The sequence below is a fragment of the Acidiplasma aeolicum genome (assembly GCF_001402945.1).
Taxonomy (GTDB): Archaea; Thermoplasmatota; Thermoplasmata; order Thermoplasmatales; family Thermoplasmataceae; genus Acidiplasma; species Acidiplasma aeolicum.
In genome coordinates, this window is record NZ_LKBG01000243.1 from 1 (window position 1) to 11,195 (window position 11,195).

At 32.9% G+C, this 11,195-nt stretch carries 9 protein-coding genes, 1 tRNA gene and 1 other RNA gene; 1 reads left to right on the forward strand and 10 read right to left on the reverse strand.

The genetic code is table 11. The annotated features are described in order from the left end of the window. Positions 1 to 19 precede the first annotated feature (19 nt). The 8 genes from rnpB to AOG54_RS06720 all read right to left on the reverse strand — a co-directional run bounded on the left by rnpB (position 20) and on the right by AOG54_RS06720 (position 9,082). Positions 20 to 312, reverse strand: an RNA gene (gene rnpB / locus AOG54_RS06740) — RNase P RNA component. A gap of 99 nt (positions 313 to 411) precedes the next feature. Further along, positions 412 to 1,725, reverse strand: coding sequence for an aldehyde dehydrogenase family protein (locus tag AOG54_RS06690; RefSeq protein ID WP_048100786.1), 1,314 nt, complete (start codon positions 1,723 to 1,725; stop codon positions 412 to 414). A gap of 62 nt (positions 1,726 to 1,787) precedes the next feature. After that, a complete protein-coding gene (locus tag AOG54_RS06695; protein ID WP_054964295.1) occupies positions 1,788 to 3,521 on the reverse strand; it encodes a thiamine pyrophosphate-binding protein in 1,734 nt (577 codons plus the stop codon). Between the two features lie 155 nt (positions 3,522 to 3,676). Further along, a complete protein-coding gene (locus AOG54_RS06700; protein ID WP_054964178.1) occupies positions 3,677 to 5,524 on the reverse strand; it encodes a thermopsin in 1,848 nt (615 codons plus the stop codon). Positions 5,525 to 5,859: 335 nt separating this feature from the next. Beyond that, on the reverse strand, positions 5,860 to 6,525 hold the full coding sequence (gene bluB / locus AOG54_RS06705; RefSeq protein WP_048101316.1) for a 5,6-dimethylbenzimidazole synthase: 666 nt from the start codon (positions 6,523 to 6,525) through the stop codon (positions 5,860 to 5,862). Between the two features lie 81 nt (positions 6,526 to 6,606). Then, positions 6,607 to 6,691, reverse strand: a tRNA-Leu gene (locus AOG54_RS06710). A gap of 66 nt (positions 6,692 to 6,757) precedes the next feature. Further along, entirely contained in the window at positions 6,758 to 7,939 is a 1,182-nt protein-coding gene (locus tag AOG54_RS06715; protein ID WP_236692473.1) for an MFS transporter, read from the reverse strand. 36 nt (positions 7,940 to 7,975) lie between these two features. Beyond that, positions 7,976 to 9,082 carry a mevalonate 3,5-bisphosphate decarboxylase gene (locus AOG54_RS06720; RefSeq protein WP_055032549.1) on the reverse strand — a complete coding sequence of 369 codons (1,107 nt, stop codon included), beginning with the start codon at positions 9,080 to 9,082 and terminating at the stop codon, positions 7,976 to 7,978. 83 nt (positions 9,083 to 9,165) lie between these two features. On the opposite strand from AOG54_RS06720, the gene AOG54_RS06725 reads away from it, so the two are divergent. Beyond that, the gene (locus AOG54_RS06725) at positions 9,166 to 9,987 is read left to right on the forward strand and encodes a DMT family transporter (protein ID WP_048100792.1); all 822 of its coding nucleotides are present in this window, start codon (positions 9,166 to 9,168) and stop codon (positions 9,985 to 9,987) included. Positions 9,988 to 10,031: 44 nt separating this feature from the next. Here AOG54_RS06725 and AOG54_RS06730 read toward each other — a convergent pair whose 3' ends face one another. Beyond that, positions 10,032 to 10,748, reverse strand: coding sequence for a substrate-binding domain-containing protein (locus tag AOG54_RS06730; protein WP_048100793.1), 717 nt, complete (start codon positions 10,746 to 10,748; stop codon positions 10,032 to 10,034). A 69-nt stretch (positions 10,749 to 10,817) separates the two neighbouring features. After that, positions 10,818 to 11,096, reverse strand: a complete 279-nt coding sequence (locus tag AOG54_RS06735; protein WP_048100794.1) for a hypothetical protein — start codon at positions 11,094 to 11,096, stop codon at positions 10,818 to 10,820. Positions 11,097 to 11,195 lie beyond the last annotated feature (99 nt).

Genomic DNA, 11,195 nt, shown 5'->3' on the forward strand with positions numbered 1-11,195 from the left:
ATTATTGATAAAAGAGTGGAAATGCCCGGAGTAAGCCCCCTTCTGTTCACCTTTCGGCTGGCAGCATTCGACTATGCGTCTTACCTGAATCTCACGGCAGTGTTCACGGATTCAATTTAGACTTGCTCCCTGCTGGGAGGGTTCTCATCGGCACTCCTGCAAACGTCATTTCTACAAATCATCCTTAGGCAGGAACCGTATTATTTCTTGTCCCTTTACCTTTCCTCTCGGAAATCCAGTTTTCGCTGGAAGCAGTCTGCCGTGGAGGGGGGACTTTCCTCACCTTTCGGCGTGGGCTGCCCTCGGGCTTTTCCCTCTTTATAAATTACAATAACAAATTTAAACTTATCAATGTATAAAAAACATTTACATTTAACTTATAAAATATTTAAAAAATAGATTTAAAGTATCTTAATTTATCCAGACAGTTTTAATATTGGTAAATTCCAGAATACCATATCTTGATAATTCCCTTCCAATTCCACTTTTCTTTGTCCCACCGAATGGAAGCCTTGGGTCAGATGCCACGATCTTATTTATTGAAACCGTGCCTGCATCCATGTAAGGTACCATTTTTTCTGCCTCATTTTCATCCCCCCAAATGGATGAACCAAGACCGTATGGTGTATCATTGGCAAGCTTTATTGCCTCATCTATTGTTTTAAAGCTCTTTATCATGGCAACGGGGCCAAAAACCTCCTCGCCATAGTCTTTATTAAGTTTCACAATCATTGGTTTAATTAGATTCCCCTCATTTTTTCCAGTTTCAATGACCTCGCCATATGATTTAAGCTCGTTTACCTGTTTTAATATTATATTTTTCTGTGCCTCTGACGATAATGGTCCAACATAGGTATTTTCATCAAGCTGATCACCGGTTCTTACCTTTTCAAATTCATTAAGCATTCCCTCATAAAACTCATTATAAATATCGTCCTTTATTATGAATCTTTTTGAGGCTATGCAGCTCTGGCCGTTATTCTGAAGTCTGGCAAACACACTGTTTTTAATCGCATTCTCAAGATTTGATGAGTCTATGACTATGTAAGGATCTGACCCACCAAGCTCCATGACAAATTTTTTAATGTGCTTTGCAGCTTCGGATGCTATTTTTGATCCTGCAGCAGTTGAGCCTGTAAATGATACGCCGTCTGAGTACTGTATTGCCTGGTCTATGATTTCCCCTGTTGTAATAACTGATCTAAAAACATCCAGATTAAATAATTCCTCAATCTTCAATGATGTACCGCTAACTATTGAAGCATGCTTTAGTAATACCGAATTACCTGCAAGCAATGCCGGTATTGCAGCCCTGGCAACCTGCCACAGTGGAAAATTCCAGGGCATAATTATTAAAATGGTTCCGAGCGGGTCAAACCTTATATATGATTTTTTTGCCTCAGTTTTAACATACTCATTGGCAAGAAAATTTTTTGCATTTTCTATATAATAATCAAATAACCATAGTGTTTTTTTAACCTCTGCAATGCTCTGGCTTATTGGCTTTCCCATCTCAGATGACATAAGTTTTGCAAGGTCATTCATGTTTTTTTCAAAGTTACCCCTTGATTCTTTAATTTTATCTATTCTATAATCTATATTTTCCCTCCATTTCTTCTGATTATTATTAAGATTTGATATAATTTTCTTTATTTCATCAAGTTCCATTACCTTATATTTGCCAAGTACTTCATTATTATAAGGATTATATGTTGTGATTTCCATATTATAAAAATTATTTACATATATTTAGACTTTTTTAATGAACATTTTAAAATAAATGCATGTTATGGATTAAATTTATCCATAATTATGTCTATAACTGCAGGCTCACCCCTTCTTGCACCATTAATGGCATTTTTAAGTGCAGAATCAAACTCTTCGAGTGTTCTAACATCATATGATGAAATGCTAAATGCCTCAGCCATTTTTGAATAGCTGATTCTTGGTGAATCAAGGTCAATAAACTGATGATCATGTTTTTCAGCAACAATGCGCTCTATAGTATTTTCAAAATATGGCCATTCAACAGCCCATGAACCATTGTTTAATATTATATACACAACACCCAGATTATAATGCTTTACAGACCATAATGCAGATGTAAAATTGCCGAATATGGCATCCCCATCACCTGTTATACATATAACCGGTTTATAATTTCTTATGCCATTTAGATAATTCTCCTCATTTTTTGCCAGAAATGCGCCGTAGGCCATACCAACAGGCGATCCCAAATGGCCACTGGGATTGCTGAAGTAAGATCCTGGTTCCGGTAAATCCATCTGCAGATTTATTTTTGTGTTTAGCGATATACTTCCATTAATGAAGGTCATCCCATTTTCCCAGTTGCTGTTTATAATATGGCCTATTGAGCTTGCTGTGATCCTGCCTGATTTTATATCATTATTTGCCGATTCCTTTATTTCCTCCATTAATTTATTATGCTTATCCTCTATACGCGCCCTTCTTTCCTTAATTAAATTCATGTCACTGCCCTGTATTTTTGCATGCTTCATAATAACCTCAAGGGTCGGGCCAAGGTCACATATTATATCCATGGAATTAAAGAGGTTTGAAGAACCGTAATCGCCACCACTGTATATATCACGCCTTCTAACAAAATCTGTTGAAAAGTCTATAACATCAACATTTTCATTTAGCTTATTTCCGGGTAGTATTCCAAATTCAAATAAAAGTGCAAGATCATCATTTCCAAGCTCTGGTGGCTTCATTCTGGGTGAAAAGCCAAGGTGCAGCGGATGCCTTAGTGGAAAGCTCATGAAATACCTTCTCTCCCTCACCTTTATACCAAACATCTCTGCAAATTTTACCATGGTTTCAACATATTCAGGATTTCTTCCTGCATGTGAAATAAATATTTCCGGATGCTGTGCCTCAAGGATTTTATTTGATATTATAGCTATGGTTTTTTCGTCTGGAACCCTGTAATTGTAATAAAAATTCTTAATTCTGATTTTTATACCATTATAACGCCGCTGCATAAGGTCATGCCGCAATGTAATAAATGATATTCCCTTTGGTTCCAGCTGGGTAATAAATAAGGCCTTTGAAAGGTCCTCTTCAAGCATTTTTTCTGTCTGTGAATTGTTTGACCATTTTACCCACGGCTCAACAATTTGTAAATGCTTTGATGAGTAATGTGCAGTTGGGTCTTTAAGCAGATGGGTTCCGGCGATATCCCTTGATGAGAAAACAAGCATTGGGGCCATATTTATGTACGCAGAGTATAATGCCCCAATTGAATTCTGTGTTCCAACTATCCTATCCACAAGTGCTATTCCCGTCTTATTCTTTGCAAGGCTGTATCCCTCGGCTGAACTTACCGCTGTGAACTCATGGAGTGCCTGTATCCATTTAATATCCCCCTCCTTGGAGATGGCATCCTGTATCTCCGCCTCACCTGCTCCGGTGGTTCCAAAGATAAAATTGTGACCATATAATTTTAATGAGTGGACAAGCAATTCTGCAAGTGTTTTAATATCACTATTCTGGTGCATGCATATATAATTGTGAAAAACAATTTAAGTTTTTGTTATGGATTTAATAAAATATTAAATCTTTAATTAAATTGCATTTGTAATCAAATTAAAGTTAAAAATTATCATTTTTTAATGAATTTTAAAATCCTATACCTATATAAAAATAAACATGACTATCTTCTCTTTCTTTTTTTAAATATAATAAATATTGATGCTGCAACAATTATGCCTGCAACGAATAAATATAAATATTCTTGTAATTCATCAACCATGCCCTTATGATAATAAATATTGATTGTAACATTATTCCCAATTATCCTTATTATACCTGTAGGATTTGAGGAATAAAAACCATTAGTTTCTGGTATTTTATATTCATACGTACCATTCATTTCATCTAAGCTTATACTTTTTTCAGTTGTTTCATACTTTGTTCCATTGATTATTATTGTCCATTTTTGCCCCGGACCCAAACCATGTTCGATTATATTTATGTTAAAAAGCACAGGAATAAATGTAATATTAACAGTTTGATTATTTCCACTGACTTTTATGTTAATTGTATAATTTTCTGGTCTGTAATCTTTATTTGCTGATGAAATGTTAAGGGAATAATAGCCATTTTTTAGCATAATAATTATGCTATTTGATATATTCGAGGTGCTGTATGTATAATTTACGTACCATTTTGTACCTACGGGAAGACCGCTTTCATTTAAAATTATTTTATAAAAGGCCCCGGCAAATATATGTAGGTATTCACCAGATCTTAACTGATAAAATTCTGATTTAATAAACTGGCGATTCGATGAATAAACCGTTATATTATAATATCCCGGTGCCAGTGTCAGATTTGCATCACAGTTAAAAAATTGATGCATTGTGCCATTTATACTAATATATCCAGATTTAAGATTTGAACTTATATTAACAAGCGCAACATCCTTTAAATTATATATCTGCTTCAATTCATTATTGGATGATGAATTAATAACTGAGGCATAAATAAAACCATTATTAAATTTATATGTATCTGTTACATTGCATATCCCCTCCTGCGTGTCAGAACCATAATTAAAGGCATTTGTTATCATCTGGTAATTATGTCCATTCCAGTACTTTAGATACATTTCAATATTTGATTTTTCATCAACCGTTTTTGTTCCATTTCCAGGTCCACCGAGAACAAGTTCGGCATCGTAATAATTATCTGACGGGGTTAATTTATACCCATTAACCGTAAAAACAGGTTTTGCCGTGAGACCGGATACAAATTTAAATTCTGGTGAATCGTATGTTACCCAGCCATAACCATCATTATACATAAAAATCAACTCAGGTCTTCCATTTACCTCTGTTACATTAGTTATAAATTTAATAAAAAATGGTGTTTTTAGATTTTTATAATTGCCGGGTAGTGCTTCTGATGCAGAAGCTATATATGCATTCCCATAAATGCTTCCGTTTCCAGAAATTGTTGAATTTTTCATTACAGAATCCTGTGACGACATATTCCAAACATTATCTATAAATGCTATTTCATTATCTGATGTATTTATTACTGCAACATTCTGTGCCCAGTAAACGTAGGTTTTTTCACCAGATGAAAATCTCATAACTGTATTCAACTGTACAGACATGCCATATCTACCAAAAGGCAGTGTTGAATTTATGGAAGAGTTGTATGTGTGTATATAAGTAATATTTACAATACCCATAAATGAGGTTGTATTATATTCATAGGGAACGTTATTATAACCAATCCCATAATCTGCTATCCCCATCGGTGCAGGCTCTCTTGAATATGCATAATTTGTGCTTATCTGACTTTTTACATTTTTATCTGGCTCTGTTAGGATTCTGTTACCGCCAGAACCTGTATGGCTAGGATTTATTGATACCAAAATAAATATAATTATTAAAGCAATTGGAATTATTCTGGAGGTCACAACCACTAATATTATATTTTCATATAAGTTTGTTGCCATGGTGGGTTTAAGTCTCATGTAATTGTTATACATAAGTTAATATCTCCTCGCGGTAACCGGTAAGCATGTTCTGACAGTGGAAATTAACATAACATTGCGGTTCTGTTAATTCAACTAGGTTTTTCTTTTTTATATTTTATACATTAACATTCTGTGGCCATGAATCCTGTAGCATCTGCCCACATGCATGGGCAAGTGATTGGTAGTTTCCATGGGATTTTTGGATCCATGCCGTTTGGATCAGAAGGTTCATATATATCACCTCATGGGCATATATACAATTTATCTGGAAAATCCCATCATTCCAGACATCCAGTGTTAGTAGGGCTCGGTAATGAGAGGTATAGAAATATAATTATACAAAAAATTTATAATTTTGTATTTTTTATTAAATCACAAAAGCTTTTATCAGGGTTATTTCCCCATCTATCCATAAAAACGTATTCTGATAAATTATTCCGTTTTTCCCAGTTTTTTTCCTCAAGTTCAGGTATATCATGATCCTCTGTTAATTTTCCAAGTGTAAGATATGCTATTAATTTTATACTTTCTGGTATTTTTAGGACATCTTTAACATCCTCTGGGTCAAAAAAGCTGACCCATCCCATGCCTATATTCTCAGATCTTGCAGCAAGCCACATATTTTCTATTGCAAGAACAACACTGTATTCGGATGTTTCTCTTATTGTTGATCTACCTATTATATCCGGGCCCTTCCTGCTGAAATCGCATGTCACAGCGATATTAATATAAGATTCCAAAATACCTTCTATCTTTATCCTTTCAAATTTATTCTTTTTATTATAAGGCAATGAATTATAAAAATCAATTCTTTTTTTATCAACAATGGATTTTATTTTTTTTCTTATATCAATATCTTTTATTATAATAAAATTCCACGGCTGTGATAAACCAACTGACGGTGCATAATTCCCAGCCATTAATATTTTTGATATAATTTCGTCAGGTATTTTTTCATTGCTGAACCATGATCTTACGTCCCGCCTTTTTTTAATTGCAGTGTATACATCCATTTTGACCCTATAATAAATCATTTAATAAATGTTTAATATTAACTACATATTTAATAAAATTATAGGAATATATTATAAAAATGCAGAGGACGGGATTTGAACCCGCGAACCCCTTCGGAACCAGACCCTTAATCTGGCACCTTTGTCCAGACTCGGTAACCTCTGCGATTCCTATATAATTTCAAAATATATTAACTTTAACTTATCAGTATGTTTATACCATTTAAAATAATTAATGGGTATCCAGATATACCTCCCTGAATTTTGTCACATAATAGAGCATAAATATTGAAAATACTATTGAAATAATTAAAAGAACCATTACAGGTATATCCCTATTTATATTTATAATAAGCAGGCCTGCTATAACAGCCCCAAAAAATACTCCTGCATGCTGCATTGATGTGTAAAATCCAAGATTTCCACCATAACTGTCCCTTCTGGCCAGCCTTGTTATAAGTGTTGGAAAAACTGTCTCGCTTATTATATATCCTGAATAAAATAGCGTTACCGCAAGATAGTAATAATATATATTTTTAATAAATGGGTTCATAAAATATACTGGAATGCTTATAAGAAGCACAACAAGAGAAACTAATGAAAAGAAAACTGTTTTATTCTTATCTGCAGGTCTTGCTATTAAAAGCCCTATTATTCCTGCTATTATCACCGCTGGTATCAAAAACTTATAAAATCCCGAAACTGGAACATATTTTAATGAAAAATATGGTAGGTATAAATAAAATACAATCATATAAAAATAAATAAAAAAGCTGATAAATGATACAATCATTAATTTTTTATCTATTCCAGAATTTGCTGAGAACTCTTTTATTTTTTTTGATTCTTTTATCATAATTAAGGGAATAAATGAAATACCTCCTATAATTGCCGCTATTATAAAAATCCCTGAATAGTTTATGACTATTGAAAGCAAAGGACCTATAATGACGCCTATCATGAATGAGAAACCTATTGATATTCCTATAATTGCATCGGAAATATTTCTGGTTGTTGGGCTAACATTTTCATGTACAAGGGCTATACCGGCAGAGCTAACTGCACCGGCACCCTCTATAAGTCTGCCAATTATCAGACCGTATATATTTACCGGGTATGCAGAGATCAAATTTCCGGCTATGAATGTAATTATTCCAACCGCCATTATTTTTTTTCTCCCATATCTATCAGATAGTATTCCTAAAGGTGTCTGAAATATTGCCATGGTTATTCCATATGCTCCAAGTGCAAGTCCTATTAGAATGTATGAATTTGTAAATATAGACCCATATATTGAAAAAATGGGAAGCACCATGAATAAACCAAGAGTACGCATACCTATTGTCATGGATACAAGGGAGATGATTTTAATCTGTTCCTTTGAGAATAATCTCATCATAATTTCTGATGTCAATTTGGTTTATAACTGTTTTTTAAATAAATGTTGTATTTAATTAATTTTAATAAAATATTCATTTGCCTCCTTGGTAAAATCATTCATTTTCTGCTTATATCCGTTAAAATTGTATGAACCATTAAGATAAGAATCATCAACGTTTTCTGTAAACTCCTTTATTAAAGAATGGTCAAAGGATAGGATCATTATTGATGGCCCTGTATCTGCTGTGAAGTAAAGCCCATCATTTTTCGCCTTAAACTTTAATATTTCATGCAAAAGCCTTATACTTTCGGGCGTTTGAATTACAAGCCCCCCTGAGAAGAGTACCGAATTTAATCTTAGCATATCATTTTCGGCAATTTTTAGCATGTCATTTACATCGAAATTGTTTAAAATAAGTTTTTTTATATTTATATATTTTTCATTTACCCATTTTTCATAAAATAATGAGTTTACTGCTATTTTATGTGCATTGTCCGTTGGTATATCACTATATTTAGGAAATATGCCATAATATAATTTTGTATTATTTTTGCCCAGATTAAATGCCGCGCAATCCTTTAACTCCATTTTTGGATATGAAAGCCATATGGATATGCCATTCTGTGCGGCCCTGGTACCAGACCCAGATACAAGGCGTGCATATCTTGAGACAAAAACATTATCCTCTGATGCGTCTGAACCAAAGACATTTGCTATTAAAGCCCTAGATACTGAGGCTGCAACAGCTGACGATTCACTTAAACCCTTCGCATTTCCATAATTCCTATACCTTTTTATGTAAAAATCAAAGAAACCATTTATATTATATTCCCTTTTAAAATAATTAAGTGCGAATCTAGCCTTTTTATCATATTTTTCATTACTGACTCCATCAAGGACAACAGTATCTTTTGAACCAATTTTTCTGTACCTGCATGCTGTAAGGCAGAATGAAAAATCAGTATGCATTGAAATTGATGGGTTATATGCTATTCTATTATCAGAATCATAATAGCCTAAAAATTTTTCAAAGGCCTTTATTGGATATGCATTGGAAAAGGTTATATTGTTATCTTCTAAATCCGGATTATAATCCTCTGGAGTTTTATAATAGCCTGCATCATCAAGCATTTTTTTAATACTCTCCCCATCATTATGGATTTTATCTATGTCCATGGCTCTTAATGATATCTTTTATAATATACTTTTATTTGTTTACTGGGAAGAGTTTTTATATTATTTTTAATAAAGATAATGCCATGCAAAATTTCTCAGGAATAAAATTTCTTATCCCTCTTGTTGTTATCTGGGGATTTACATATCCATTTACAAAGGAGATATCTGTATATGTTTCTCCGCTAATTATTTCATGTTCCAGAATTGGGATATCTACCATATTTTTTCTTTTCATGGCAAGGGGTTATGTATTTGGAAAAAAAGAGATGATTGCCGGGCTTTTAAATATATTTGCATTTTTAACTTTATTAAATCTTGGAATATCGGAATCAAATAACCCCGGCCTTGCATCTGTTATGATATACACCCAGCCCATATTTGTCATAATATTTGAAATGCTTCTTGGCTACAGACCTGCCAGGCGTATAATTCTTGGAATCATCATTGCATTTGCCGGTGTGTCCCTTTCAATTACATCTGTAAAATTTGACATAGGAATAATAATAGCATTGATTGCTGCCATATTCTGGGCCGGTGGAACAGTTTTTTATTCAAGAAATTTAAAGAATGCCAATGTTTTGAAATTAAATGCGTTTATGGCCTTAATATCATTTCCATTTTCAATATCCATAACGCCATTTGATTTTTATTTTAAATTTTCCCTGAAGGTAATATTTTTTATTTTAATACTCGCCATACTTGCACAGGTTTTTGGATACTATTTATGGTTTAACACTGTTAAAACTCTTGGTTCTGTGAGGGCCAGTGCTGGTGTACTGCTTGTACCCGTCTTCGCATTTATTTTTACTTTTATCATGCTTGATGTAAAACCCGGAATCCTTCAAATAGGGGGGTCAACAATAACTTTAATAGGTGTCTTTACAGCCTTAAGGCCACCAAAATAATATAGTCTTATGATATTAATATATACAAATTCCCTTTTTATTGTTTATGACTTTTTATTAATACAACATTCATATTTGTCATAATAAATATTTAATTCCCCTGATTGTAAGGCCTCGTAAACTTGTTTTGAATTTTCATTTTCATTTAAAAGCGCAACGGAAAAAACTGTTTCTGTTTCTGGTATTTCAATGTATTTAAATTTCCAGTATAATGCCTCACTACGCCACAATATACCTGCGTTTATTTCATTTTTTAAGAGTAAGGACGGTATCTCCCTGTAGTGTGCCTTAGAAAAATAACTACTTTTCTTTAAATCACCAAAGTACCCGCACTTTTTCTCATAAATTTTTTTGAAAGCAATGCCAAGGGCACTGTAAACTGGATTGGGAATCCCAGATTTATAATTCTTAATATCACACAATTGAAGGTCATTAATATTTGTGGCTATAACAATGGAATCCTTATAAAAATCAAACAATTTCATATATTTTATGTGTTTTATCATATTTTTATTTAAAAAAACAATATCTGGAGTGAGGTTAATTCTCAGGCCCCCAATCCTCAGAAAATTTCCCATAGCCCTCTTTCTTACCATTACAGCCGGTAATGTTTCAATGTAAGTCTTTATATTTTTACGGTAAAAATAGCTTACAATATGATTTGCTATAAACCAGCCCTGACCAGGCATGGATATTTTCGTGCCGTCAATGTAACCTGTTAGATCTGAAATGACATCAAAAAACGGAACCGCAAAATTCATAATGGATTATAAAACATTAATATATAAAATATTTATATTCATTTTTTATTCTGTTGATTTTTTATAAATTTATGTTTTATTTATCAGATCTCTTAAACTCACAGCCTCCCCATTTAAATTAACCTTTGAGTCAAGATCAAAATCAGCATTAATGGCAAGTTCTTTATCCTTCATTGGTATTAAAAAATAGGCCTTTGTTTCATTTTTACCGATTAAAATTATCTTGCTTTTTACCCTTTTTCCAGTCTCTGAGTCCTTATAATAATAGCTTAGAAATTTTCCAGAATCCTCATAAACCCTTTCCTCAATTCTTCCTGCCTTGGTTTTTGTCATATAGTCATTATCCATATTATTATAATAATATGCCTATTAATATATGTTTTTATAAAAATCATAATACGGTATTAATAAGAAAAAAGTTCATTATTATGATAATATATATTATAT